23 protein-coding genes, 1 tRNA gene and 1 pseudogene are annotated in these 25876 nt (G+C 60.0%); 18 read left to right on the top strand and 7 right to left on the bottom strand.

Annotated elements, in window-relative coordinates:
• Positions 1 to 825 precede the first annotated feature (825 nt).
• Positions 826 to 1218: a helix-turn-helix transcriptional regulator gene (locus GGR20_RS17860; RefSeq protein ID WP_183312717.1), complete on the top strand. Its 393-nt coding sequence runs from the start codon at positions 826 to 828 to the stop codon at positions 1216 to 1218.
• A 25-nt stretch (positions 1219 to 1243) separates the two neighbouring features.
• Here the strand turns inward: GGR20_RS17860 and GGR20_RS17855 are convergent, their stop codons facing one another.
• From GGR20_RS17855 to GGR20_RS17845, 3 genes are all read right to left on the bottom strand, one after another.
• Positions 1244 to 2185 (bottom strand): site-specific integrase, encoded by a 942-nt coding sequence (locus GGR20_RS17855; protein WP_183312716.1) that lies wholly within the window; start codon positions 2183 to 2185, stop codon positions 1244 to 1246.
• Between the two features lie 178 nt (positions 2186 to 2363).
• Positions 2364 to 3353, bottom strand: a complete 990-nt coding sequence (locus GGR20_RS17850; RefSeq protein WP_183312715.1) for a tyrosine-type recombinase/integrase — start codon at positions 3351 to 3353, stop codon at positions 2364 to 2366.
• Between the two features lie 294 nt (positions 3354 to 3647).
• Positions 3648 to 3724: transfer RNA gene (locus tag GGR20_RS17845), tRNA-Arg, on the bottom strand.
• Positions 3725 to 4249: 525 nt separating this feature from the next.
• Between GGR20_RS17845 and GGR20_RS17840 the strand changes: the two genes are divergently transcribed.
• The 7 genes from GGR20_RS17840 (at position 4250) to terL (ending at position 11190) form a co-directional block, all read left to right on the top strand.
• Positions 4250 to 4693 carry a hypothetical protein gene (locus tag GGR20_RS17840; protein ID WP_183312714.1) on the top strand — a complete coding sequence of 148 codons (444 nt, stop codon included), beginning with the start codon at positions 4250 to 4252 and terminating at the stop codon, positions 4691 to 4693.
• The gene (locus tag GGR20_RS17835) at positions 4690 to 4821 is read left to right on the top strand and encodes a DUF3489 domain-containing protein (protein WP_183312713.1); all 132 of its coding nucleotides are present in this window, start codon (positions 4690 to 4692) and stop codon (positions 4819 to 4821) included. The genes GGR20_RS17840 and GGR20_RS17835 overlap by 4 nt, the downstream gene beginning before the upstream one ends.
• Before the next feature lie 9 nt (positions 4822 to 4830).
• Positions 4831 to 5277 carry a DUF2924 domain-containing protein gene (locus tag GGR20_RS19300; protein ID WP_183312712.1) on the top strand — a complete coding sequence of 149 codons (447 nt, stop codon included), beginning with the start codon at positions 4831 to 4833 and terminating at the stop codon, positions 5275 to 5277.
• The gene (locus GGR20_RS17825) at positions 5264 to 6979 is read left to right on the top strand and encodes a recombinase family protein (protein ID WP_338084936.1); all 1716 of its coding nucleotides are present in this window, start codon (positions 5264 to 5266) and stop codon (positions 6977 to 6979) included. Before GGR20_RS19300 ends, GGR20_RS17825 begins: the two co-directional genes overlap by 14 nt.
• 866 nt (positions 6980 to 7845) lie before the next feature.
• Positions 7846 to 9291: a site-specific DNA-methyltransferase gene (locus GGR20_RS17820; RefSeq protein ID WP_183312710.1), complete on the top strand. Its 1446-nt coding sequence runs from the start codon at positions 7846 to 7848 to the stop codon at positions 9289 to 9291.
• Positions 9278 to 9739 carry a DUF5681 domain-containing protein gene (locus tag GGR20_RS17815; RefSeq protein WP_183312709.1) on the top strand — a complete coding sequence of 154 codons (462 nt, stop codon included), beginning with the start codon at positions 9278 to 9280 and terminating at the stop codon, positions 9737 to 9739. Before GGR20_RS17820 ends, GGR20_RS17815 begins: the two co-directional genes overlap by 14 nt.
• Complete coding sequence (gene terL / locus GGR20_RS17810) at positions 9736 to 11190, top strand: phage terminase large subunit (RefSeq protein ID WP_183312708.1); 1455 nt, start codon at positions 9736 to 9738, stop codon at positions 11188 to 11190. Before GGR20_RS17815 ends, terL begins: the two co-directional genes overlap by 4 nt.
• Positions 11191 to 11464: 274 nt before the next feature.
• Here the strand turns inward: terL and GGR20_RS17805 are convergent.
• The 3 genes and pseudogenes from GGR20_RS17805 to GGR20_RS17795 all read right to left on the bottom strand — a co-directional run bounded on the left by GGR20_RS17805 (position 11465) and on the right by GGR20_RS17795 (position 13928).
• A pseudogene (locus GGR20_RS17805) lies at positions 11465 to 12160 on the bottom strand (IS6 family transposase).
• A 224-nt stretch (positions 12161 to 12384) separates the two neighbouring features.
• Complete coding sequence (locus GGR20_RS17800) at positions 12385 to 13023, bottom strand: cupin domain-containing protein (RefSeq protein WP_183312707.1); 639 nt, start codon at positions 13021 to 13023, stop codon at positions 12385 to 12387.
• 29 nt (positions 13024 to 13052) lie between these two features.
• Positions 13053 to 13928 (bottom strand): alpha/beta hydrolase, encoded by an 876-nt coding sequence (locus GGR20_RS17795; protein ID WP_183312706.1) that lies wholly within the window; start codon positions 13926 to 13928, stop codon positions 13053 to 13055.
• A gap of 209 nt (positions 13929 to 14137) precedes the next feature.
• On the opposite strand from GGR20_RS17795, the gene GGR20_RS17790 reads away from it, so the two are divergent.
• The 8 genes from GGR20_RS17790 (at position 14138) to GGR20_RS17755 (ending at position 22182) form a co-directional block, all read left to right on the top strand.
• Positions 14138 to 15205 (top strand): mandelate racemase/muconate lactonizing enzyme family protein, encoded by a 1068-nt coding sequence (locus GGR20_RS17790; protein WP_246349738.1) that lies wholly within the window; start codon positions 14138 to 14140, stop codon positions 15203 to 15205.
• Positions 15192 to 16223, top strand: coding sequence for an ABC transporter ATP-binding protein (locus tag GGR20_RS17785; protein WP_183312704.1), 1032 nt, complete (start codon positions 15192 to 15194; stop codon positions 16221 to 16223). Before GGR20_RS17790 ends, GGR20_RS17785 begins: the two co-directional genes overlap by 14 nt.
• The gene (locus GGR20_RS17780; protein ID WP_183312703.1) at positions 16220 to 17203 is read left to right on the top strand and encodes an oligopeptide/dipeptide ABC transporter ATP-binding protein; all 984 of its coding nucleotides are present in this window, start codon (positions 16220 to 16222) and stop codon (positions 17201 to 17203) included. The genes GGR20_RS17785 and GGR20_RS17780 overlap by 4 nt, the downstream gene beginning before the upstream one ends.
• Positions 17184 to 18143 carry an NAD-dependent epimerase/dehydratase family protein gene (locus GGR20_RS17775; protein WP_183312702.1) on the top strand — a complete coding sequence of 320 codons (960 nt, stop codon included), beginning with the start codon at positions 17184 to 17186 and terminating at the stop codon, positions 18141 to 18143. The genes GGR20_RS17780 and GGR20_RS17775 overlap by 20 nt, the downstream gene beginning before the upstream one ends.
• Positions 18140 to 18601 (top strand): RidA family protein, encoded by a 462-nt coding sequence (locus GGR20_RS17770; RefSeq protein ID WP_183312701.1) that lies wholly within the window; start codon positions 18140 to 18142, stop codon positions 18599 to 18601. The genes GGR20_RS17775 and GGR20_RS17770 overlap by 4 nt, the downstream gene beginning before the upstream one ends.
• Positions 18602 to 18689: 88 nt before the next feature.
• Entirely contained in the window at positions 18690 to 20288 is a 1599-nt protein-coding gene (locus GGR20_RS17765; protein WP_183312700.1) for an ABC transporter substrate-binding protein, read from the top strand.
• A gap of 57 nt (positions 20289 to 20345) precedes the next feature.
• Positions 20346 to 21290 carry an ABC transporter permease gene (locus GGR20_RS17760; protein WP_183312699.1) on the top strand — a complete coding sequence of 315 codons (945 nt, stop codon included), beginning with the start codon at positions 20346 to 20348 and terminating at the stop codon, positions 21288 to 21290.
• A gap of 13 nt (positions 21291 to 21303) precedes the next feature.
• Positions 21304 to 22182 carry an ABC transporter permease gene (locus GGR20_RS17755; RefSeq protein ID WP_183312698.1) on the top strand — a complete coding sequence of 293 codons (879 nt, stop codon included), beginning with the start codon at positions 21304 to 21306 and terminating at the stop codon, positions 22180 to 22182.
• Positions 22183 to 22229: 47 nt separating this feature from the next.
• Here the strand turns inward: GGR20_RS17755 and GGR20_RS17750 are convergent, their stop codons facing one another.
• Positions 22230 to 22928, bottom strand: coding sequence for a FadR/GntR family transcriptional regulator (locus tag GGR20_RS17750; RefSeq protein ID WP_183312697.1), 699 nt, complete (start codon positions 22926 to 22928; stop codon positions 22230 to 22232).
• Positions 22929 to 23166: 238 nt separating this feature from the next.
• Between GGR20_RS17750 and GGR20_RS17745 the strand changes: the two genes are divergently transcribed.
• Together GGR20_RS17745 and GGR20_RS17740 are read left to right on the top strand one after the other, a co-directional pair.
• Positions 23167 to 24867: a thiamine pyrophosphate-binding protein gene (locus GGR20_RS17745; protein ID WP_183312696.1), complete on the top strand. Its 1701-nt coding sequence runs from the start codon at positions 23167 to 23169 to the stop codon at positions 24865 to 24867.
• Entirely contained in the window at positions 24864 to 25637 is a 774-nt protein-coding gene (locus GGR20_RS17740; RefSeq protein ID WP_183312695.1) for an HpcH/HpaI aldolase family protein, read from the top strand. The genes GGR20_RS17745 and GGR20_RS17740 overlap by 4 nt, the downstream gene beginning before the upstream one ends.
• Positions 25638 to 25876 lie beyond the last annotated feature (239 nt).

Raw genomic sequence — 25876 nt, 5'->3', positions numbered from 1 at the left:
ACGAAGCTGTGGGCGACCTGATCGCGAAGTACGACAAATCTTTCTGATCGAACAACGTCGCGGTGCTGCTTGATAGCTTGATAGCTTGATAGCTTGATAGCTTGATAGCTTGATAGCTTGATAGCTTGATAGCTTGATAGCTTACGAGCAAGCTGTCATTCTGGCGCCATAGCAAGCGATCGTCATTGTGATCTGAAGAAAAGGTTGCGGCAGGACAACGAGGTCCTGCGCAAAGCCTCCGCGTATTTCGCGGCGTTGGGCAACATGTTCATGACAGGTGGATGGGCGCCCAGCGCGATGAAGCCCTCAAGCCCGAGAGGCACTGTGGGGTCGTGCGATCTGCAGAGATCTGGCAGTCGCCCCACGGCATAGAAGCGACCTGATTCATTACAATGATAGAGGCAGCTCGGCAGACGCCGCCGCGAAAAGTAGTGACGCTTCCAGTCCGTCCCCGTAGCGACGTCGGTAACGATCAATGTCTGTACGAAGCTACTGCTCCCAATGGCCCCCTACGCGCCACAAAATTCGCCTCCATTTATCCTGGCGCGGGAACGTTCCAATCCGCACAAGCGCGGACAGAAACGCTGCGCCGTACTGCCGAGAAATGCGCATTTCGCCGACGCTGACCGGCCGAAGAGCCTGCCCGTAGAGGTGAACACCCGGTCGATCGTACCTGCACTGACCTGAACAATTGGACGCGGACTTTCTTGTCCCGCAAGGCGCCCAAGCCGTGGCATCGCCGAAACCAACAGCGTGATCGAGAAACAGTTTGTACCTTTCATAAGTCGGCGCGATCATAAAATGCATAACATCGGGCATCGACTTATGAACAACGAACCAATCTTCATTACCCGCAAAGAGGTCGCAAAGCGCTATCCGATCTCGGAGCACACGCTGGCAAAACTGGCGTCTTCGGGCCGGGGTCCGCGCTACTACAAGCCGACCGACAAGGTGTTATACAAGCCATCTGATGTTGAGGACTGGATTGCGTCATTCGTCAAGGAGCCATCGGCCGATGCTCATCTGGGAAAGCGTCCCAGCACCCCCAAAAAAGCCAGCAAAAATACATCTGGCGGTCGTGGCACCTATCGACGGTATCAATACAAGAAACCTCCAATGATCGGCCGCGCACGCAAGTCTTTGCCCCCTCTGCAAATTCAATATTGCTTAGAAGCGGAGGCCTTCTCGGCGTTTCGCAAGCCGACGGCACAAGAATAATGTCACCGGCAAGCCCGGACCCCGATCAGTAAGGTCTCGGTGACGGCGGTGTGGGAACGGGAACAGCCACGTCGAACTTGGCGACCATGTCGCGAGTGGCGGAAGCTGACGGTGCATTCTTCCACCCTGAGCGTCGTTTCGCGTAATATTTACTCGCTGTCTGCTGTGATTTGTGGCCGGCCATCGCGGCAATTTCAGTCGTGGTTTCTCCCGCTGCTTTCATGTTCGCGATCGCCTGGTGGCGAGTAGTGTAGAGCGCAAATGGCTTGACACCAACCCTACGGCAGGCACGCCGCAGACGTGCTCCCAGCCGATCGATCACCAATTCCAGCTCCTCACAGCCGGCCTTGGCGAACGCTGCGATCAACTTATCAATCGAATACAGCTCGTCCTCAGAGACGTTGCCTAAATCAAGCTCTCTCAGTGGGCCCAGGCCGCGACCGTTGGTAATCTTTCGGCTATAAACAATAAGCACGCTGCCGTTCCTCCTAGCCTCTGAGTGCTCCGAGGGTCGCAAGCCCAGAAATACGCCATGAATTATGAGGCGCACCAAGAGTTTGTCGTCGGACTCACCCCGATCCCAAAGGTAGCGGCAGACCGTTTTCACCTCCGCACGCAATACATCCTTGCGCTTCCTGGCCGACGTGCGGCGCTCTTTGCTTGGCGGCCGAGGTCGCGGCCTCTTCTCAAGAGCCCCACGATAGTCCGCTTCGGGATGTGCGAGCGCAGTATCGGCTGCCAGAGCCTCTTCGAATGCCGCTGTCAGGGCAGCGAAGTATTTCCGAATGCTCGCAGGGGCGAACTCATCGTGCTGTCCGCTGAGGTGCTGGATGGTGTCCAAAAGCGTCGCGGGGCGCCCAAGTGCCGAAGACGCCCGTCGCATTAACATCGCCACGCGATCAGCATATTCGATCTCGGTGCTCAGGGTCCGGGTGACTTCAAACCCCAGAAATACATGCTCCGCCATCAAAACCTCCCGTTACTCGACGGTCCCATTCTCATCCAGCCCCTTGCAAGGAACAAACGAGAGATGCGTCGCGACTGAAATAACTTGGCCATTGCGGGGCGGGGCAGTGTCTGCGGCCGCGCTTTTCGGATCCTGTTCGTACACTACAACCCCGCACACGCTTCAGGCGTAACCAGGGTCAAGACCCGCTACGCTCTCCTATGGCAGCGTCGATAACTCCCGGGACTGGCAGAACCCGATTGTCTCTTGGTTTCATCGCGCGAAGTCTGGCAACGCTCTGATCGACCTTGGGATGGCGGTATCGGAGCAACGATTTGATATCGACATGCCCCGAAAAATCCATGACCTGCTCGCTGGTCCAACCGTAGTCGAAACACCGCGAAACCGCTTCGTGTCGAAAATCGTGCCAACGCAGCGTCCTCACGGACACCAGGTCCTCCCGTCCCATGCTCCGAGCCCGGCGAGCGGCGCGTGCGCGGGCATATTCGAAGGCTATCTTCAGCGCATTGCTGGAGACCTTGAAGATCTTCCCGCCTTCAGCGCGACCAGGCAGGGACTCCAGGACCTGAACGGCGCGTTCTGACAACAGAATGTAGCGTCCTCGGCCATTCTTGGCGTCGGGCAACCACACAGTACCGCATCGCCGATCGTAATCCTTCCACTCGATGCGCAACTGCTCGCTCCGACGACAGCCGGTTTCAAGCGCGAACTCGGCGGCAAGCGGCACAATGGGGTTCTCTGCCATGATTAGCTCTGCAAACAACAGCGCTTCCTCATCTTTCGAAATCCGCCGAATACGCTCATCGATTGCCCTGGGCGCAGAGACATATTCGAGAGGCGAACGCAGGAGGTCATACTTGCGGGCAGCCGCGGCGAACAACGGCTTGAGCAGCCGAATATCGCGGCCGACGCTGTTGGGTTTCACCACTTCAAGGCGATCGGCGATCCAGTCCTCGAACATATCTTCGGTCGCGTCCGAGAGGGCGGTCGAGCAGAGCGCTACATTATTTCGGCGAAAGGCTCTGAGCCGGTAAAGCTCGCTTTGCGCACCCTTGACGCGACGCTTGCCTGTTTCGAGCGCCTCAATCGCACCATCGATCACATCGCCCACGGAGGTGCGATGCCCCGCCAATCGGTCGACCTTGTGGCCGCGATCCTGGTCGCTCATCACCTGCCGTACGAAGCGCCGCGCTGCGTTCAGATCATCAAAGGAGGTATTTTGCTGCGGGAACCCCTTGCGGCGGATTTTCACCTGATACGAGGTGAGGCGCCGTCGGCAGAAATGCGCTCATAGATGTAGGTTTCACCGACGAGTTTGATGGTCGGCATGCGTCGCTCTTTCGCGTTGATGGCGAAAGGGCCCTCGACACTCTGGCAAGGCACAAACTGATTCTGCGGAGATGCGTTGTCCCAAAACCTGTCCCAAACTTAATGTGTTACATCAAGAACTTAGGAGAAGTTATGGCGCACCCGACAGGATTCGAACCTGTGGCCTCTGCCTTCGGAGGGCAGCGCTCTATCCAGCTGAGCTACGGGTGCTTTCGTGAGGGCCAGTGTCACCCGGCCGATTTGGCGCAACCTAGCCAAAGCCGCCTCGTCGCGCAACGGTGTCCTCAATTGTTTTTTCTTTGCGCGTCTGGAAAGGTCGAAGTAATCTGCTGCTTTATCCTTGGAGGACTCCACAGCTGGGGGGACGAACTCCCGCCTAGGGCGGCAGAGCCGTTGATCGGCGCTGAAACGTGCGTGTCCAGTGCTTGATCTTCAAGAAGGACTGCTCGATGGGTTGGGGACAGGAGAGCCTGACGCCTTTGGCGCAGAATGCGCGTCCGATCTCGATGCTCGCGACCAGTTGGGAGTTTCCAAACAGCCTGGGGCGTCTTGCTAATGGCCAAGCCGCAGCCCGCCGAGCGGGAAAGCTCTTGCCGGACAGCGATAGGTTTAGCTCACTGGTTTCGACTGGACTTCGTCGCCAAAGCGAGCATTGGTGTCCAATGAGCCCGGAGACCCCGGGCTCAGATTGGTAGCAGCGTCGGCATGAAGCGGACGCCCACAGATGGAGCTACCATGAATACCCAGCCTCTCTCCGATACTCAGACACGCATCCTGATCAATGCCGCCGCTCGCCCAGGCGGTCTCGTCTTTCCTCTTCCTCCAGAAGCGTCCAACAAAGGCGGCGTGGCGACCAGAGCGCTAAAGGCATTGGTTCACCGCAAGCTTGTCCAAGAAAAATTGGCAGCCGACGACGACCAGGAGTGGTCACGGAATGTCACTGGCGACCGCGTAACGCTGGTGATTGCGAAGGCCGCGTTGCAGATGCTTGGCCTGCCCGGTCTCCCCTCTGCACATGGTCGGCGCAAGAAGGGGAACACCTCTGACCTGACGGCCGAAAATACTGCAACAACCGACGCGAGAATAGCGGCTGGCTCTGAACTCCGGCCTGGGACGAAAGGGGCCGCTGTGGTTGAGCTTTTGCGAAGAAAAAAGAGGGCGCTTCGGTTTCAGACATGATGGCGGCGAGCGGCTGGCAAGTCCATTCAGTTCGCGGAATCCTATCCGGAACAGCGCGGAAGAGATGCCGCCTTACCGTCACAAGCGAGACCATTGAAGGGATACGACGCTACAGGATCGTTGCGTAGGGCCGGGCCGTGTCAAACACTCGTGTGCAGCTGGAGATCGGTGCTCTCGCCGATCTTGAGATTGCTACCCTGCGAAACCATTGGCTCCGGTACTACGGCACTATGGCACCAAAGCATATGAGCCGGGAGCTGATGGTTCAGGCAATTGCATACCGCATCGAGGAGGAGGCGCTGGGAGGACTTTCTGTCCTCAGCCGCAACAAGCTTCGCCGAAGCGACACGCCGCTGCGGGCCGCGCCAGGTCGGGTCGATCGTACCATTAAGTCTGGCACGCTCTTCATTCGGGAATGGCAAGGCAGAACCATAGAGGTGATCGCCAATGAGAAAGGCGGATACCTCTATCGCGGTAGGACGTACAAATCCCTTAGTACTATCGCCAGGGCAGTCACCGGCACACGATGGTCAGGCCCCGCCTTCTTTGGTCTAAAGGAGGAGAAGCCACGTGGCGCACGATAGATCGCCCCCATCTGCGGTGCCACGGCAAAAATTGCGGTGTGCCGTCTATACGCGAAAGTCGTGTGAAGAAGGTTTGGAACAGAGTTTCAACTCGCTTCAGGCCCAGCGCGACGCATGCGAGGCATTCATCGCCAGCCAGGTGCACGAAGGGTGGAGGCTAGTCCCGGGGGCATATGATGATGGCGGACTGTCGGGCGGGTCGATGGAGCGCCCTGCTCTTCAACGGCTCCTACAAGACGTCCGTGATGGCCTGGTCGACATTGTCGTGGTCTACAAAGTCGACCGCCTAACCAGGTCACTCGCCGATTTTGCCAAACTCACCGAACTGTTTGATGCACCCGGCGCGTCGTTCGTCTCCGTGACCCAGGCCTTCAACACATCGACCTCCATGGGGCGGCTGACGCTCAATGTTCTACTGTCCTTTGCGCAGTTTGAGCGTGAGGTCGCCGGAGAGCGGATCCGCGACAAGATTGCACTGTCGAAACGGCGGGGCATGTGGATGGGCGGCCTGCCACCGCTGGGTTACGATGGGGTGGAGGGCAAGCTCATCATCAACAGCGTGGAAGCCGACACCGTGAGACCCATCTTTCGGCGCTACTGCAAGGTTGGCTCAATCGCGCAATTGAAACACTCCCTCGATGCCGATGGCATAGTGTCTAAGCATCGTCGCTTCCAGACTGGCAAGGTCATGGGCGGCGCTAGTCTGAGCAGAGGCGCGCTCTATCAAATTCTACGCAACCGCATATGCCTCGGCCAGATCGAACACCGAGGCGAAATCTATCAGGGCGAGCACCAGGCGATTGTTCCCGAACACCTCTGGAACGAGGTTCAAGGGCGCCTGAAAGATCAAAGCCAGCGGCCTCGGGGATCGGGCTCCAGAGCAACACCGGCACCTCTGGCCAGGGTGATCTACGACGCCGACGGCACACGCATGACACCTACCTACTCAAAGAAAGCAGGGCGACACTATCGGCACTACACCTTTGCACCCCTTGTTCGCGGTAGCTCGGGCGGCAAGGGCATGCGCCTGCCAGCACCCGACTTGGAGCAACTGATCAATGGGAGCATTGCCGATCGCCTCAACGATCAGAAATGGTTGGCGGCGTTGATCGGTGAAATCGAGATCACCCACTTCCCTATGATCATCGCCGCGGCTGATCAGCTAGCAAAATCAGTGCGATGCCCAGATGGCGACTGCCCATCCCTGGACATGCCGCCACTTCTTCGACGTGTCGAGGTTGGCACGGATACGATAGTCATCTCACTCGATAGGGCGGCGCTCGTAGCGGCGCTTGGCATCCCTGTGTGTGATGACATTTCCCTGCCTGACAATCAGACAATTTGCATCACTGTGCCTGCCAAGATGCTTCGGTGCGGCAAGCAGGTGCGGCTAATTGTCGGTGAAGTCACGAGCAAGACAAGATCGCCGGATGCACAGCTCGTACAGCTCATAGGCGACGGCCATCGTTGGTTCGCGGATCTTTCTATAGGGCGGGCGAAGACAATTGCGGCTATTGCCAAGCGCGACAACGAACAAGTTTCTCACGTTAGCCGCACTCTATCGCTCGCATTCCTAGCTCCAGATATCGTCGACATGATCCTGGCAGGAACGCAGCCTGCAACGCTCACACACGAACGATTGAAAGCAGCGCGGCCGCTGCCACTCGAATGGGACCTCCAGCGTCTGAAGCTACTGGGCTGAGCTCAGAAGAGAGAGTGGGTGACGCAAGCCACGTCTTGGTACCATCACCACTCATTCTCCACCGCATCGACGTTCTTTAAGGCGGTGCGTACGTCTAAGTCGACGCGGAAGCATGTCGGGAATTTCGCGTGTGGAGAAACCAGGCTAACGATCGCGCCATAAGGCACAGTTTCTGAAACGGAGAGAGACGGACGGGAGGACATTGGCCCCCTAACCCGCGGAAGTATCTAATTTTCCGCTGGGGTACCAGCATGTCGCCAGACTGTGCGAGACTGTTTGGCTGTGGAGGCAGTCAGCTGCGAACTGCTCTCCGCTTGCCTTGCCACAAATTCCCTGTTCGCCGGGAAAATACAGGGTATTTCGCTTCCGCATCCCCAACCGTGGAGCAGCCAAGTTTCTGATTTTGCGTAGATTTTCCAAGTTCTTTTCTTCAATGAGAACAGGGAATTAGCCAAACCGGAACAGGGAAAATCCGGTGCCATATCAAGGAAACCAGCTTGCGACCGGAGTTTGCAAAGGGGAGCTTCGATGCAAGCAACTGAAGGCGCGCGTGCTCATGCTTTGCAATTTAGATTTAATCTGATCTTGACGGGCAGTAGGTCCAGTTTCTAACTACTCCTCACGGGCTGCGCCGAGACCAACCAAGACGCGTAGCTCCAGTTTGCAGAACGCTAACTGTGGTGGACCACAGGACCTTGGTGAGTGGTCATCACACAGGTCGCGGGCAGTAGACGCTTCACCTTGGATCTCGCATTGGGACCTTTGGGGAGCGCTTATGCTCGTCTACTGCTCTGCGCTTTCCAACCCATCGTTGTGATCCTCCATTTACCCGGCCGAGCACTAACTCGGCCAGCGACGAGGTTCAGATGATCAAGCGTCTCACAGTCGACCAAACCGCCCCCGCCAAGCAGAGCCGCAAGCGCGGCCAGGCGGAGAGCTCGTCTACCGGTATCTTCCTGGCATCTGCTATCGAGCAGTTACCGATCAACAGCATTAAGAATTACGACCGCAATCCGCGCGTGCACGGCGACCGGCAGATTACCAAGCTGGCCGGCACCATCCGCAAGGCCGGTTTTCTCGTGCCGATCATTGTCGACGCCTCAAACGAAGTGGTTGCCGGTCATGGCCGGCTTGCAGCTGCTATTGCACTTGGGCTCAATGAGGTTCCGGGCATTCGGGTGAGCCACCTCTCGCCCGAGGTGATCAAGGCATATCGCCTGGCAGACAATCGTCTTGGAGAATTGTCTCACTGGGACGCTACCGCGCTTGCGCTCGAATTCAAAGACCTGGCTGCCGTCGAGCTTGATCTGGAAATCCTGGAGCTCAGTGGCTTTGAAACCGCTGAGATCGATCTTCACATCCAGAGCCTGGACGAAGACAGCGGCGATGCGGCTGACGAATTGCCCGAGCTTGTGCCGGCGGCTGCTGTTAGCCAGGTTGGCGATCTGTGGCAGCTTGGCCCTCACCGGCTGTTGTGTGGCTCATCTCTGGATGAAGACAGCTATCGCGTTCTCCTCGATGGCGAGAAGGTTCGGGCGGTCTGGTCGGACCCGCCTTACAATGTTCCGGTGCATGGCCATGTGAGCGGCAAGGGCCGCGTGAAGCACCGCGAATTTGCCATGGCATCGGGCGAGATGAGCGAAGGAGAGTTTACCGGCTTTCTCCAGGGCTACCTGGAGAAAGCATGCGAGCACTCTGTGCCTGGCGCTCTGCACTATGTTTGCATGGATGCAGCTCACGCTTTCGAGCTCCTGTCGGCCGCTCGCCAGACTAAGCTGACCTTTAAGACCACCTGCACCTGGGCCAAAACGAATGCGGGCATGGGCAGCCTCTACCGTCAGCAGACCGAGTTTGTGCATGTGTTCAAGAATGGCGGGGATAACATCCCGCACATCAACAACATCCAGCTCGGCAAATACGGTCGCTTCCGCACAACGCTCTGGAGCTATGCGGGGGTGAATACGTTCCGCAAGGGCCGGATGGATGATCTCGCGGCCCATCCCACGGTCAAGCCGTGGGCGCTTGTTGCCGATGCGATCAAGGACTGCACGCGTGTCGGCGAAAGCGTGCTGGACTGCTTCTGCGGTTCGGGCACCACCCTTATCGCGGCCGAAAAGAGCCACCGCGTCGGTTATGGCATCGAGCTCGACCCGGCCTATGTGGATGTTGCGATCCGCCGCTGGCAGAGCATCAGCGGCAAGCCGGCTATCTTGGCTGGCACCAACCAAAGCTTTGCCCAGGTGGAAGCCGCGCGCGAGGCTGCCCGTTCGAGCGTGGTCGGGAACGCGGAGGTCGGCCATGACCACGCGTAAACAGCACCCGATCGACATCGCTTCTGGCCAAGAGGATCCGCAGCAGTCGGAGTATGAGGTCGGCTACGGCCGCCCTCCCCGCTCGAGCCAATTCCAAAAAGGCCGCTCCGGCAACCCCAAAGGCCGCCCTAAGGGTGCAAAGAACGTTGCGACCCTTGTGTCCGAAAAATTCGGGGCCAAGGTTCCCGTTAGGGAGGGTGGTCGCACAAAGCGCATGAGCAAGAGCGAGATTGGCATCACCAAACTCGCCAACCGCTTCGCCGAAACAGGTGACGTCAAGATTCTGCTGGCGGTTCACAAGCTTCAGGAAGCCGGCTCTGGCGGACCGGCGGGCAATCTGGCTGGTCCTGCGAGTTTGTCACCAGTTGAGCCGTCTCAAACTGACAAAGCAATTCTGCAGTGGTTTATCGAGGCGAACCGCTCTTCCGATCAGGAGGAGACACCATGAATGCTGCCGTTGTCAGCGCAGCTGTTCAGCGCACGCATCTGTTTCCCTTCGCCTGGAAGGCTTTTGAGCTGCTGCATCCCGGACAGGACTTTGTTCCGTCCTGGCATGTGGAGGCAATCTGCCATGCACTCGAACAGGTGGCTTCGGGCGCAACACGGCGCCTGGTGATCACGGTCCCGCCCCGGCACGGCAAGTCTATCTGCGCCGCCGTGGCGCTGCCGGCCTGGATGCTGGGTCATGATCCCTCTCTCAAGATCATGGTGGCGAGCTATGGCGGGGACCTCGCGGCCAAACATGCACGCGACTTTCGCGCGGTGTTCACCTCACCCTGGTACGAGCATCTCTTCCCACTTGCCCGACTTGCTGAGGGCGGCAATCGGGCGGACGAGCAGATCACTACGGGCAATGGTGGTCGCAAAGCCGTCTCCCTGGGCGGGGCGGCCACCGGCTTTGGCGCCGATCTGATCATTGTCGATGACCTGATGAAGGCAGCAGATGCTTCCTCCCCAGTCGAGCGTCAGCGGGCCCGCGACTATTATGAGCAGTCCCTGCTCTCCCGGCTCAACGACAAGGGCACGGGTCAGGTCATTGTCATCCAGCAGCGCCTGCACGAGGATGATCTGCCAGGTCACCTGCTCGCCAGCAAACAGTTTGAGCACCTCAACCTGCCTGCCATCGCGGAAGAGACCCAGACGGTGCCGATTGGCCTCAAACGCCTCCGGCATCGCGTCAAAGGAGAGGCGCTTTGCCCCGACCGCGAGCCGCTGCAGGTGCTGGAACAACTGCGGATCGAAATGGGGCCGGCGGTTTTTTCCGCGCAGTATCAGCAGGACCCCACCCCTCCTGGTGGCAACCGGCTGCGGTGGGAGTGGTTCGGAACATATGAGCCGGACTTGGACCGCAGCGACTTCCAGTATGTGGTGCAAAGCTGGGACACCGCACTTACCGCTGAGCCCGCCAGCGATTTCTCGGTGGGCATGACCTGGGGACTGAGGAATGGTCAGTGGTATTTGCTTGATCTCATTCGCGAGAAGCTGGACTTTCCTGACCTGAAGGCCCTTGTCCTTTATTTTGCCACGCGCTGGAGGGCTGACCGGGTGTTGATCGAGAAGGCTGCATCTGGATACCCATTGCTCCAACAGCTACACCGGGAACAGCGGGAGCAGGAGACGCGCTATCTAGGAATCGTAACCAAGCTGGACAAACGCACGCGCTTTGAGGCGCAGACGGCAAGGTTGGCAACCGGGAATTACCTGCTGCCGATCGAGGCTTCCTGGCTTGCCGATCTTCGCCGGGAGCTCCTTGCCTTCCCCAATGGCCGCTATGACGACCAGGTAGATAGTCTCGTGCAGTTTCTGGAGTGGACTGCCTCACCTCGCGCTAAGGGTTCGCTCGACCGGGATCCCGTTACCGGCAGGCCGTTTGGCCGCTTGCCTCGACGCAGGGGCTGACCGGTCGGAAGGTCGATCAGTGAGACTAGGGCACCTGATTTGTAATCAGCCAGGCGCTCTAGCGTCTCTTGGGATCGAGGCCCGCATTTGGGAACGACGCTCAGGTTGAGGCGGAGGAGCAGCGTTTAGCATTTTGACGTACGCCCTATTGAACCATCCGCGCCTGTGCCGCAGCTGTGCGAATCATATCGGCCGATGTCACAAGACCATCAGAACGACAGGGCTTTGTCACCTTGCCCGCAGGAGTGCAACCTTGGGCTGGACTGGCGCCGATTCATGCTGCTGCAGTAGCGATCTTCCAAGTGGCAGCAGCCTGTTTTCGGAACAGGCGCAGTGTCGGACGGGAGATAAGGTGACGCTGGAGGTTGAAGGTGTTGTGAACGGCGGAGTGGTAGGCAAGAAAACGTTTGAGCTGATGCAGGCGACTTGAAGCCCTGCAGTTTGCGCTCTCGTCGTCGCACCGGCTGGTGCGAGTTCTCGGCCCGGTTGTTGGCTCGCAGACCTTGCTCGTGCAGGGCTCTTAGCTTGAGCTCCCGGTTCGCTGCAGCGTAGGACTTCAGCTCATCGGTTACGAGAACCTTAGGAGCATAACCCTGCTTCTTGAGCAGCTTACGCATGAGCTTAAGGGCCGCGGCTTTGTCCCGCCTGGGCTGAACCAACATGTCCAGCACCTCACCTTCGCTGTCCACCGCGCGCCAAAGATACATTTTCCGCCCAGCGATCGAGGCCGCCATTTCGTCCAGGTGCCAGGTGTTGGACGGTTGGGCCGAAGCCGGCGAAGGTTGTGGGCGTATACGGGGCCGAACTTGAGCACCCAGCGGCGGACTGTTTCGCATGAGAGCTCGAGCCCGCGTTCGGCCAGAAGTTCTTCTACACCCCGCAGGCTCAGCGTGAAACGCAGATACAACCAAACGGCCTGGCGGATCACCTCGGGCGGGAAGCGATGGCGAGCATAGGAAATGGGCTGCATGCCCCTACCCTATCGCTCCACGTACATCTGGTCCCTCGTTGCCGTGACAACGCCCTCTATAGGTCAGTCCGGACCTTTATGTCCAACAATTGCGAGGACTCGTGGTCAGGCGCTCGCACTCGACAACGTTCATACGCCCGAGCCACGTTCTTCCGTTGGGCGTGAAAGGTTGAGCTCCTTTGGTTGCTTCCTGCGGCTATCCGCCCTTCTTGTTGGCGGTCCAATCAGCACGGACGTTCGCCAAAGAGGCGGTAGGTGACCGAACGCGGCTTGTTGGCGTCTTCTTCGCTTGCCGGGACAAAAGAAGAAATGCCGCCGGACAGTTCGGCCGGCAGGATCATCACGCGTACGAAGGCGCTGGCGCTGTCGTGTATGTTCTTGCCGATAACCCAATCCTTGCCGGTTTCAAACCAGGCGTGACCCGCATCGATGCGTTCGCTGCCTTCGCCAATATAGGCATGAAGACGCCCCTTGAGCAGGCGACGGATGCCCGGACCGCGATGGCCGTGGAGTGGGGTCTGCGCGCCAGGGTTCGACTCGACGCGGTCGGCGCGGAAGATGCGGTCGCCCGAGTAGGTCTGCGGCAGACAGCGGGAAATGACGAGGCTGATGCCTTCGCCTTCCAGCACCGGCTGGGTGATCGGGGCGAATTCATAGAGCCATGCCTTGCCGGCACCAGATAGCTTGAACGGACCTTCGACAAAGTATCCGTCATCTTCCACAACATCCGTGCCGTCGACATTTACAGTGCCGTTGGCGGCGTAGACAAATGCAATGCTGGTCACGTCACTCACGGCAGGTTGGGCGCTGGCGGTCAGATCATAGACGCTGAGGCGATAATCGTTTAGTTTCAACTTGTTCATTTTTTGGTCTTTAGGGCCTTGGAAATCAATCAGCGACGCGGCCGAGCAAGACGCAGCATAGCGCTACCGATCGCGCTCTCCGGCTGCATGAACGGCAGGAGAATGTTGAAATGGTTGTAATTGGGTAGAACTTGCACTTCCGGCTGGTTGCCGTGGCGGTGGAGGTGATGCGAGTAGCGGAAGCTCTGATCGATCCACTGCCAGGGCTCGTCCCCACCGACCATCACGGCCACCGGGCACTTGACGAGCGGCGTGCGCGTTTCGACATTGCGATTGGCGATGGTTTCGGGCGTCAGGTTGAGCTGCGTATTGACCGTGGTCAGCGCCGCTGGCGCCGGATCGAAGATGCCGCTGACGGCAACCGCACCCACAAAGCACGAGGGGTCAATGCCGCGCGCCTTCCAATCGGTCGCCAGCACTTCTGCGACAAGATGCGCCCCGGCCGAATGGCCCGAGAGGCTGATCATCTTCTCATCGCCGCCATGGCCAGCGATGTTCCGGCACACCCATTCAACGCCCGCAAGCGCGGAATCTGCGACTTCGTCGAGGCTTGAGTTGGGGCACAGCTCGTAGTTCATTACCACGGTTGTGATGCCATGCTGCACCAACATTCCTGCTATAAAGGCATAGTTGACCTTGTCCTGCGCGCGCCAATAGCCACCATGCAGGTAGATGTGAACGGGCCGCGCCCCCTCGCCGAGAGCCGGGTAAATGTCGAGAGTGCGTAGTTTGTGATCGCCATATGCAATGTCCGCATGGAGCATCAATTCCTTGAGAGCCTGCTCATTGGCCGGCTCGCGCAGCGCGCGATATTCGTCGAAGTTGGGGCAGGCCTTCTGTGGATTGTACTGGCGCTCATGCTCCTCTTGGCTGAGCCCCTCCCAGATTCTTGCAGCGTTCGTCATGTCTGTCCTGTGGTAGTCGATGCGGGATTTGTCGGCACAATAGCGCCCAATGAACTACTTTTTAAAGAGACCTCTTGCGCTTCTTGTGAAAAATGGTTCACATATGATCCGTAATTGATCAGCATTGGCTGCGAGGGTTTGCCTTGAAATTGACCGCCATACAGTTCGTCGCTCTGAGCGCTCCCCTGGGGGCTGCCAAGCCGTACGGAATGTCGAAGTCGTTGGCGACCGGACGCGCATCCACGGTTGTGAAGCTCACGCTCGAAAATGGTGTGGTCGGTTATGGTGAAGCCTGGGGCCTGCCCGCTTTCAACCGTAGCTACGAGGCGTTCCTCGCCAACTATCTGGTCGGCACCGACGCCTTCAACATCGAGCACGCCTATACCCGCATCCTCGCCCGCCATTATCACTTCGGCGTTCAGGGCCCGATGATGGCCTGCATCAGCGGTATCGACATGGCCACCAAGGATGCCATCGGCAAAACGCTCGGCCTGCCGGTCTCAAAGTTGCTCGGCGGTAAGCGCATCAATAGCGTTCCGATCTATGCATCGGGTGGCTACCTCACCGAGACGCCGCGCGAAGACTATCGCCCGCAGGTTGAACTTCTCGCCGAAGGCAATTACCCCGCGGTCAAGATCAAAATCGGCCTCAGCCCCGAAAGCGACGAAGAGCGCGTTGCCATGGCCCGCGAAATTCTTGGCAAGGATGTCGAGCTCCTGGTCGATATCAATTCCAACTATACCTACGACGTCGCCATGGAGAGCATGGAGCGTCTCGCACCATACCGCATTGGCTGGATGGAAGAGCCTCTCAACCCGGCCGACATCCAGGGCTATGGGCGCCTCCACAAGCGCGCGCGCATGCCGATCGCAACCGGTGAAGCGCTCTATACTGTGTTTGATTTTAAGAACCTCGTCGATGCCGGCGGTGTGGACGTGCTCCAGCCCGACCTCAGCCTCTGCGGCGGTTTCTGGCAGGGTCGCAAGATTGCCGAGTTGGCCTATGCCAACCATCTGCGCCTCTCGCCCCACGTCTGGGGTGGCGCGATCGGCCTGGCTGCGGGCATCCACTTTATCGCCTCTCTCCCAGCCTTTCCGCATTCGGACAACATCCCCAAGCCCACGCTGCTCGAATACGACCTCGGTGCCAATCCGCTGCGCACCGAGCTTCTGAAGGAGCCGATCGTGGTCAAGGATGGCATCATCGCCGTGCCTGAGGGCCCGGGCCTCGGCATCGAAGTCGACGAGGAGGCGCTGCTCCGATATGCCGCAGCGTGATACAAGTCTCGCCCCCGCTCAGCACGTGCTGAGCGTGGTCGACCTCAAGACCCACTTCTTTACCGATGCCGGCGTCATTAAGGCCGTCAACGGCGTGACCCTCAGCGTTGATGAAGGCGAAACGCTCGCCATCGTTGGTGAATCGGGTTCTGGCAAATCGGTCACCGGACTCACCGTTATGCGCCTGCTCGGTCGTACGACCGCCAAGGTCGTGGGTGGCTCCATCCACTTCCGTGGCCGAAACGAAGAGAACACCGACCTTCTCGCCCTCAGCGAAAAAGCCATGAGCCGCATTCGCGGACACGACATCGCCATGATCTTTCAGGATCCGATGTCGAGCCTCAATCCGGTCTTCACGGTGGGCGATCAGGTTGCTGAGTCCCTGCGGGTCCACAAGGGCCTCAGCAAGCGCGGGGCCCGTCTCCAGGCCATCGAACTCCTCCGCCAGGTTGGCATTTCCGAGCCTGAGAAGCGCGTCGATGCCTATCCGCACGAGCTTTCCGGCGGCATGCGCCAGCGCGTCATGATCGCCGTGGCCCTGGCCTGCGATCCGCGCCTTCTCATTGCCGACGAGCCGACCACCGCGCTCGACGTGACCATCCAGGCCCAGATCATCGACCTGTTGCGCAAGCTGCAGAAGGAACTGCGCATGGCGTTGATTTTCGTCACGCACGACCTCAAGCTCGTCAAGCAGATCGCTGACCACGTGGCCGTCATGTATGCGAGCCAGGTGGTTGAAGAGGGGCCCGTGGATCAGGTCCTCGCCAATCCGCGCCACCCCTATACCCGTGCTCTTCTCGATTGCATTCCGTCGCGCCGCGATGGCGATGGCAATCGGCGCACGCTCAAGCCCATTCCAGGCACTATGCCCAATCCGCTTTCTCCGCCGGACGGCTGCCGCTTCCATGCCCGCTGCGCTTACGCCCAGCCAGAATGCGTCGCTATTGAACCGGAACTTCAAGTCGTGGAAGGCAAGCACGTCACCCGCTGCATCCGCTGGCAGGAGCTTGCACTGTGAGCACGACAGAAGAAACCAAGGCACTGGTCACGGTCCGTGGCCTGACCAAGCATTTCCCCGTCCGCGGCGCGAGCTTCGGCAAGCCCGCTCAGGCTGTCCGCGCGGTTGAGGACGTGAGCCTCACCGTGGCTCCGGGCGAAGTCCTCGGCGTTGTGGGTGAATCCGGCTCCGGCAAATCCACCGTCGGCCGGCTCATGCTGCGTCTCGTCGAGCCAACCGCCGGCGAAGTCATCTTTGATGGCCAGAACCTCGGCGCGCTCGGACCGACCGCGCTCCGGAAGTTCCGCCGCCACATGCAGATGATCTTCCAGGATCCCTTCGCGAGCCTCAATTCGCGCATGACCGTCGGCGACGCGCTAATGGAGCCCCTGAAGCTCCATCTCGGCCTCAAGGGTCGTGATGCCGAGGATCAGGCCGTTGCTCTCCTCGAAAAGGTTGGCCTTTCGACCGATCACGCCAAGCGTTATCCCCGCGCCTTCTCGGGCGGTCAGCGCCAGCGCATCGCCATTGCCCGCGCTCTTGCGTCCTCGCCGCGCTTCATCGTCGCCGACGAGCCGGTCTCCGCGCTTGACGTGTCGGTGCAGGCCGACGTCCTCAACCTGATGCAGAACCTGCAGCAGGAACTTGGCCTTGCGCTCCTCTTCATCAGCCACGACCTTTCGGTTGTCGAAGTCATCACTGACCGCGTGATGGTGCTCTATCTCGGCCGCGTGATGGAAGTCGCTCGCACCGAAGACCTCTACGACAATCCGGCGCACCCCTATACCGCGGCGCTCCTCCAGGCCGCTCCCGGCTATACGGGCGAAAGCCGCCAAATCCTTGGCGGGGAAATTCCGAGTCCGATCGCGCCACCCTCAGGCTGCGTCTTCCGCACCCGGTGCCCCTTCGCCATTGCAGAATGCGCCCAGACTATTCCGATCCTGCGCGAGCTGAGCGCTGGCCATTACAAGGCTTGTATCCGTGACGACATCACCCTTTGAAGCACCGAGCGTATTGGTTATCGGGGGCCGCGGTTTTATCGGCTCCCATATCGTGCGCGCTCTCGTTGCCCGCAACATTCCTGCCCATGTGTTCGGCCCCACAATGGCAACCGATCTGCTGGCCGATAGCGCCGGCAAGTTCGGTGAGATCAACGGCTCGGTGGAGGACCGCATCGCCATTCTCGAGGCGATCAAAGCCAGCGGGGCAACGGCCATCGTGACGACCGCTGCCTACGGCGAAGGTGGCAAGGGCCTGATGGTCGGCGGCGAAGCCGATGTCGACCGCGCAATGGCCATCAATGTCGATGGTTTCCGCAAGGTTCTGGAAGCTGCCCAGTCAGCCGGCGTTTCCCGTGTCATCACCACTGGTTCGAGCGTTGTCTTCGGTCCCGCCGACACCTACTCCGCCGAGCGGGTCGATGAGAGCGGCGTCAAGCGTCCGCGCACCATCTATGGCCTGACGAAGGTCCTCTCCGAAGACCTTGTCCAGTACTATCGCGATCGCCACGGGCTCGATGCATCCTCCATCCGCCTGCCGATCGTTCTCGGACCCGGCCTCTGGTACCAAGGCGCCGCCAGCGCCATCTCGAGCGTCATCACCAATGCTGCCCCCGGCGCGCGCCCCGCGGTCCGGTTCCATGATCTGCCGATTGACCTCATGCATGTCAGCGATGTCGCTCGCGCCATCCTTGAGGCGCTCACCACTGCCGAGCCGCTTGAGGCCATCTACCACATCAATGGCTTTACGGCCCGCATGAGCGAGATCGCCGCCGCCGCTGCCGAACTCGTGCCCGGTTATGCTGTCGAGCAGGAAATCGTGCCGCCGACCAATACCTTCCCGCTGATGGACGACAGCCGCTTCCGAGCGCGCTTCGCCTTTACGCCCGAATACGACCTCAAGTACCTTCTCAAGTCCCAGATCGGTGGAGCCAAGTCATGAGCATTGACGCGCGCCTCAAGGAACTCGGCATCGAACTGCCCAACGCCGCCTCTCCATCGTTCAACTATATGCCGGTGATCCTTCACCGCGGCATCGCCTATGTCAGCGGCCAGATGCCCAAGGTTGATGGTGAAGTCCGCGTCTTCGGCAAGGTCGGCGCAGAGGTAGACCTCCAAACGGCTCAGGGCGAAGCCCGCATCTGCATCCTGCAGGGCCTTGCCTGCCTGCGTCAGGCGCTCGGCTCGCTCGATCGCATCGAACAGATCATCAAGGTCAACGGCTTCGTGGCGTCCGCGCCGGGCTTCAACGCCCAGCCCAAGGTGCTGGATGCCGCTTCGGACCTTTTGGCAGAAATCTTCGGCGAGGCCGGTCGGCACGCACGGGCAGCAATCGGCGCAGCCGAGCTTCCGCGCAATGCTGCGGTCGAGATCGAAATGACAGTCGCCTATCGCGACTGACAACAGCGCCGATAAGGCGCGCACGCTCGCGGTTGGCGCCCTGAAGGCGGCGACCGTCAAGGGAACACTGATCCTCAAGGGGGTACTAATGACCTTTCTGAATGCAAATAGCATGCGCCGCATGGGCAAGAAGCTGCTCGGCGCGACAATGCTCAGCCTGCTGGCGCTTTCGCCGAGCATTGCTGATGATCCGAGCCTTTATGGCCCGGCTGCGGAAAACGCCGTCTCGGGTGGCCGCCTCAACATGGGCCTCCTCCTGGAACCGCCCGGTTTCGACCCGTTCCACCAGGCTGCTGACGCGCGTATCCGTCTCAGCGTTCTGGTCTATCAGGGCCTGTTCTATGAAGGCGTAAATGGCCAGGCCATCCCGCTGCTCGCCGAGAGCTATGAGATCTCTGAAGACGGCCTCGTCTACACGATCAAGCTCCGTCAGGGAGTCAAGTTCCACACCGGTGGCGAGATGACCGCCAAGGACGCGGCCTACAGCTACAACTACATCCGCAACCCGGATAACGGCTCGCCCGGCGCTGGTGACTTCTCGATCGTGAGCGATGTTGAAGTCGTCGACGACTACACCATTCGCTTCACCCTCACCGCCAAGAACGCCGCTCTGCCGATGGCCCTCGGCAACAAGTACGGCGCTGTCGTGCCGGCCGGCTACTTCGACGACGAAAACTCCAAGAACCGCATCAACACCGAAAGCGTTGGCACCGGTCCGTTCAAGCTCGTCGAGTTCGTCCCCAACTCCCACGTTGCCCTCGAACGTCACGAGGAATACTGGGAAGCAGGCATCCCCTACCTCGACGCCATCGACTTCACAATCCTGCCCAACAGCTCTTCCATGCTGGTGGCTCTCCAGAACAAGCGCGTCGATCTCGTCCCGCTCAGCCGTCCCCAGGACGTGCAGCAGGTCTCGAGCTTTCCTGGTCTGACCATTGAACGTTGGCCTTCGCTGGCCCAGACCGCGATCGACCTCGGTTCAGAGCTCGAGCAGCTCAGCGACGTCCGCGTCCGTCAGGCAATCTCGCTGGCCGTGGACAAGAATGAGATCCTCCAGGCTTCCGTCGGCGAATATGGCACCGTTTTGGGCACCATGGTTTCCGGCATGCAGGACACATGGGGCCTGCCACTAGATGAGGTCCCGATGCAGGGTCCCGATATCGAAAAGGCCAAGGCACTCCTCGCCGAAGCTGGTTATCGCGATGGCTTCAGCATGACGCTGACCACCATCAACGGCTTTGACTGGATGGACCCGGCTTCTGTCACCCTTCAGGAACAACTCGCAAAAATCGGCATCACGCTCGACATTCAGCGCGTCGACCTCGGCGTCTGGGTGAACAACTTCCGTTCGAGCGAGATGGGCTTCACCTTCAACGACTGGGCTACCCAGCCTGACCCGAACCTGCTGTTCTACCGTCACTTCCACAAGAAGCCCGACGGCGCCGACTTCCGTAACTGGAACAACGACGAAGCCAGTACCCTCCTTGATGAAGGTCGCGCGGAATCCGACCCTGCAAAGCGTCGCGATATCTACAACCGCTTCCAGGTCGTGCTCGCGGAAACCGTCCCGACGATCATGCTCTATTCGCCTGATCACGTGACCGTTCGCAGCGACAAGGTGAAGAACTTCACCCAGCATCCGACCGGTTGGTACTTCGGTCTGGCTCGGACCTACATCTCCGAGTGATGTCACAGGGGAGGCGCCGACGCGCCTCCCGCACCCTAGCTCCGCACGGGATTGATCATGGGCACTTATCTTCTCAAACGGCTGTTCGCCTCACTTCTCACGGCCGTATTGGCGTCCATTCTGGTCTTTCTGCTGGTCCGCATGGTGCCCGGGGACGTCGTGGCCCAGATGATGGGCCAGGCCGGCGGTGAAAACGCCGCAACGGCACTGCGTGAGTTTTTCGGCCTCGATCAGCCGATCTACATGCAGTACCTGACCTGGATCACCAATGTCCTGCAGGGCAATCTCGGCAATAGCTGGACGCGAGGCATGCCGGTCGCCGAAATGATTGCACCGGCCTTCATGGTCACTCTCGAAATCGCCATCCTGACCCTCGCCGTGGCGACGCTTGTCGGCGTGCCGCTAGGCATCATCGCCGGCATCTTCGAAAACCGTCCGCTCGACACCGCCATCCAGACCTTCAATATCCTGGGTCTGTCGGCGCCTGTGTTCTGGGTCGGCCTAGTGCTCCTCGTTGGCGTTTCCGCGACTCTAGGCTGGTCGCCGCCACTCCGTTTCGTGCCGCTCACCCGCTCGGTCAGCGACAACCTCGCCATTCTCATGCTGCCGATTGCCAGCCTTGGTCTGCTGCAGGCTGCTGCCTATAGCCAGTTCGTGCGCCAGAACGTCGTTTCGGCCATTAACCAGGAATATGTGCGCACCGCGATTGCCAAGGGCGTGCCGATCCGCGTCGTCTTCTTCAAGCACATCCTGCGCAATGTGCTGATCCCCATCATCACCTTCATGGGCCTGATCCTCATCCAAATCTTGGGTGGCACGGTGATCATTGAATCCCTGTTTGCACTCCCCGGCCTTGGCCGCCTGCTCCTCACCGCCATCGAGACCCGCGACTATCCGGTCCTCCAGGGCGCCCTGTTGATCGTTGTCGTCGCTGCCATGGTCATCAATCTCCTCGTTGACCTTACCTACCGGCTCATCGACCCGCGCGTGCGCGTAGCCTGATACGGAGTTACCCATGGCACAAGCCAGTTCTTCCATCGCGTCATCGCCGGCTTCCGCCCAGTTAGGCACTTGGGGCAAGATCATACGCACCTTACGCCGCGAACCCGGTCTGGTTTTCGGCATCGCTCTGCTCGCGATCCTTCTCGTGATGGCGGTGTTTCCCTGGCTCTTCACGCCCCACTCCCCCGTTGGTGTCTATATCGAGCGCGCCATGCAGGCGCCGTCGTGGGACCACTGGTTCGGCACCGATGATGTGGGCCGCGATGTCTTTACGCGCGTCATCTACGGTGCCCGCGTTACCCTCGCGATCTGCGCCGGCTCGCTTCTGATCTCAGCCATTGTCGGTGGCACACTCGGCCTCGTGTCTGGTTTTTTCGGCGGCTGGACCGACCAAGTTCTCGGCCGCGCCGTGGACGTGCTCCTCAGCTTCCCACCGATTATCCTCGGCGTCATCATCACCGGCGTTCTTGGTCCCGAAATCACCAATCTAGTGCTCGCGCTCTCCATCGTCTACATGCCGGTCTTCTTCCGTATCGCGCGCGCCGGCGCCATGAGCGAAACGGGCAAGACCTATGTCGAAGCCGCCCGCAGTATTGGCGTCCACGACGGTGTTGTCCTCAGCCGCCACGTTACCCGCAACGTGCTGCCGCTCATCCTGACCCAATACATAATCCTCTTCCCGCTGATCCTCCAGATCCAGGCAGCGCTCGGCTTCCTCGGCCTGGGCGTGCAGCCGCCGACCCCCGACTGGGGCGCGATCATGGAACAGGGCAAGGACTACACCCTCTATGCCCCCTGGATTTCGGTTTTCCCGGGTATTGCCGTGCTGATTGCCGCACTAGCCCTCATGCTCGTTGGTCGTGGTGTTCAGAAGCGGATGGATCAGCGATGAACCTGAGTTGGACGACCGACCGGATGGCTGCCGCCATCCGGACCCAGTCAGTTGCTGCTGACGTTGGACAGCATGCGCAGCAGGTAGTCGCGAATGGCTTCGCGCGCCTTATCGGCATCGCCGGCGCGCAGCGCGTCGAGTATCACGAGATTGTCGCGGTACGCGGATTCGCGAACCACCAGAACCGGCGACAGCTGCTGGCCCGGACGCCCCCAGCCGGCGCGGCGACGCGAGGCAATGATCTGCTCGAAGATCGAGATGATGAAGCGGTTGCGCGAGCCGCGAGCGATGGCCATGTGCAAGGCGTATTTCGCTTCTTTGAACTGGTCCCAGCTCTCGGCATCGCGAACGCGTTCCAGCGCTTCTTCCATCTCCGCGATCAGCTCGGGCGTGATGCGCTCGACTACGAGGTCCGGCAGGTTGGGTTCGAACAGGAGCCGCGCTTCGAGCAGTTCGGCGAGCGTAAACTCGTCCTGCGCGGGCGCGCTGCGCACGAAGGTGCCGCGACCGACATGGCGAACGATCAGGCCTTCATCTTCAAGAAGATTGAGCGTCTTGCGCACGCTGTTGCGCGCCGCATCGAAGTGTTCGGCCAGCGCGCGTTCGGTGGGCAGCCTGCTTCCGGCCGCGTAGCTACCGTCCATGATGCCAGACTTCAGTTCGCGATAGATAAGTTGCGAATCCAGTTCGGACTTGGCGCGTACATTGAGCGCGGCGCCGACCGCCGAGATGGCTTCGAAATTCATGTTAACCGACCATTAGGTTGCGAGTAAGGCCGCTTTGGTTGGCGGCACCCGGACTACCCAAATCTATAACAGACTAGCGAAATATTCAAAGTCACTATTCGCCCAAAATAAGGGCAAAGCTAAATTGGACCAAGCAGGTTGGAATTGGTTTCGATTGGGCGGAGCGCTGAATAATAACCGGGTTCGGTAGCGGTTTAGGCGAAAGCCTTTCCCCAAGAACGCACGAAGGAGAATGAAAATGTCGGTCGAGATCACCAGTATGACCCGCCGGGGTGGGGATCTGCTTGTAGCCAGCCTGCTGGCCAATCGGGTGGACCGCGCCTTCTGCGTCCCCGGCGAGAGCTATCTGCCGGTACTCGATGCGCTTCATGATGTCAGCGACCAGATCGATCTCGTCGTCTGCCGTCACGAAAGCGGCGCCTCCAACATGGCCGAAGCATACGGCAAGCTGACCGGCCGCCCCGGCGTTTGCTTCGTCACTCGCGGTCCGGGCGCGACCCATGCTTCAATTGGCGTCCACACCGCCTTCCAGGATTCGACCCCGCTCGTCATGTTCGTGGGCCAGGTCAACTCCTCCATGAAGGACCGCGAAGGCTTCCAAGAAGTCGACTTCGCCGCTATGTTCTCTCCACTCGTTAAGTGGGCTGCCGAGATCAACGACCCCTCGCGCATTCCTGAATATGTGCACCGCGCCTTCCAGACCGCCATGGCCGGCCGCCCCGGCCCCGTCGTGCTCGCGCTTCCCGAAGATGTTCTGAGCACGCTCGTTTCCGATGATATCGACCCGGGTCTTTGTGCTGAGCCGGTTAATGGCGCCCCGACCGCGGCCCAGCTCGACATGATTGCCGATCTCGTCGAAGCCGCCGAACGCCCGCTCCTCATCGTTGGCGGCGGCGATTGGCAGCCTGGCCTCGGCGAACAGGTCGCGAGCTTTGCCGAACGCTTCGGCGTTACCGTGGCAGCCTCCCTCCGATGCCAGGATTACGTCTCCAACCACCACCCCAACTATGTCGGCCACCTGACCATCGGCGCCGAACCAAAGCTCATAGAGCGGGTCCGCCAGGCCGATCTCCTGATCGTCATGGGCGCCCGCCTCGGGGAAATGACCACGGCCGGCTACACGATCCTTGATCCCGCCAAGCGCGGCGCGACGCTCGTTCACATCTATCCTGATCCGGAGGAACTTGGCCGCGTCTATCAGGCCAACCTTGCCATAAATGCCGGCGCTCCCGCAATCGCGGCGGGTCTTGCCGCTCTGACGCCAAAGGCAACGAGCGAAAAGCGCAGCCAGTGGGTCGCCGATTGCCGCGCCGAATATCTCGCGACTCTTGAAGTCGCCGACCGCGACACGACCGTGGATCTCGCCCGCATTGTAACCGATATCAGGAATGCAGTGCCGGCCGATACCATCGTCTGCTCGGGCGCGGGCAATTACACGGCCTGGGCCCACCGCTTCTGGCAGTTCTCGAACTTCCGCACCCAGCTCGCTCCCACCTCGGGCGCCATGGGCTATGGCGTGCCGGCCGCAATTGCGGCAAGCCTCGTCCACCCGGACCGCACCGTTGTCTGCTTTGCCGGCGATGGCTGCTTCCAGATGAGCAGTCAGGAGCTCGCAACCGCCGCCCAATATGGCGCCAAGATACTGTTCGTCGTCGTCAACAATTCCATGCTCGGCACCATCCGCATGCATCAGGAGCGCGAATTCCCCGAGCGCGTCTACGCGACCGATCTCGTCAACCCGGACTTTGTCGCCCTCGCCAAGGCCTATGGCCTCATGGCTGAACGAGTTGAGAAAACGGCCGATTTCGGCCCTGCCCTCGCGCGCGCGCTTGCCGCGCCCGGCAGCGCCCTCCTAGAGTTGATAACCGAAAAGGACGCCATCTCTCACCGCACCACCATCACCGCCATGCGCGCGAAGGCGAAGGCAGCCAAGCCATGAATACCAACGCAGTAAGGGCCCTCTGGGCTGGGGGCGAAAGAGCCATCAATGGCTGGCTCTCCATCGGCAACAGTTTTTCTGCCGAGATCATGGCCGCCCAAGGCTTTGATTGCCTCACTGTCGATCTGCAGCACGGCGTCGTCGATTATGCGACCGCCATCCAGATGTTCCAGGCCATGGGCGCCAGCGGGGTCATGCCCATGGCGCGCATTTCTCACCTGTCCCCCAGCGAAGTGACGCGCGTTCTCGACGGTGGGGCCATGGGCCTCATCTGCCCGATGATCAACACCCGCGCCGATGCGGAGGCGCTTGTCTCATATGCACGTTATGCGCCAAACGGCATCCGCAGCTTTGGCCCCACCCGCGCCGCTATCGCGCTGGGGCCGGGCTATGATGGAAACGCCGAAGACGAGCTGATCTGCTTCGCCATGGTCGAAACTGCCGAAGCCATGAACAATCTCGACGCTATCTGCTCGACCCCAGGCCTCGATGGCATTTATGTCGGCCCCTCGGATCTGACCTTGGCTCTCACCGGCCGGAGGTACCGCGTCGGCTTTGACCGCGAAGAGCCCGAGATGGTCGAGGCTATAAAGAGAATTCTCACCACCGCCCACAAACACGGCATCAAAGGCGGCCTCCACACAGGCTCGGCGGCTTATGCGTCAAGAGCGATAGATTGGGGCTTCGATCTTGTGACTGCCGCGACGGATGTGAGGCTGTTGGCAGAGAATGCAAAGCAGACTTTGCAGACGGTTCGGGGACTTAAGTAGGTTAACTCGGCAGGCACAATCAGCTTCTCTAAACTGCAGGCGGGTTATCCGCGGACCTACCGTTTTGGCAGCTTCAAGCCACACATCGAAGCGCTTAAGGTCGGACATGCTATGGAAGCTCCCTACCCTTCCCGCCGGGCTCGCAGATGACGTTTCGGGGGCCGATTGCAGACTGGCAGCTTCTGGCAGCAACCGAGGCTAAGCGGACATTCCATTGAGAGATTACTGAACCATCTATT

Source organism: Devosia subaequoris (assembly GCF_014197055.1).
In the GTDB taxonomy this organism is placed as follows: Bacteria; Pseudomonadota; Alphaproteobacteria; order Rhizobiales; family Devosiaceae; genus Devosia; species Devosia subaequoris.
This window is presented reverse-complemented; position numbering and strand designations above follow the sequence as displayed.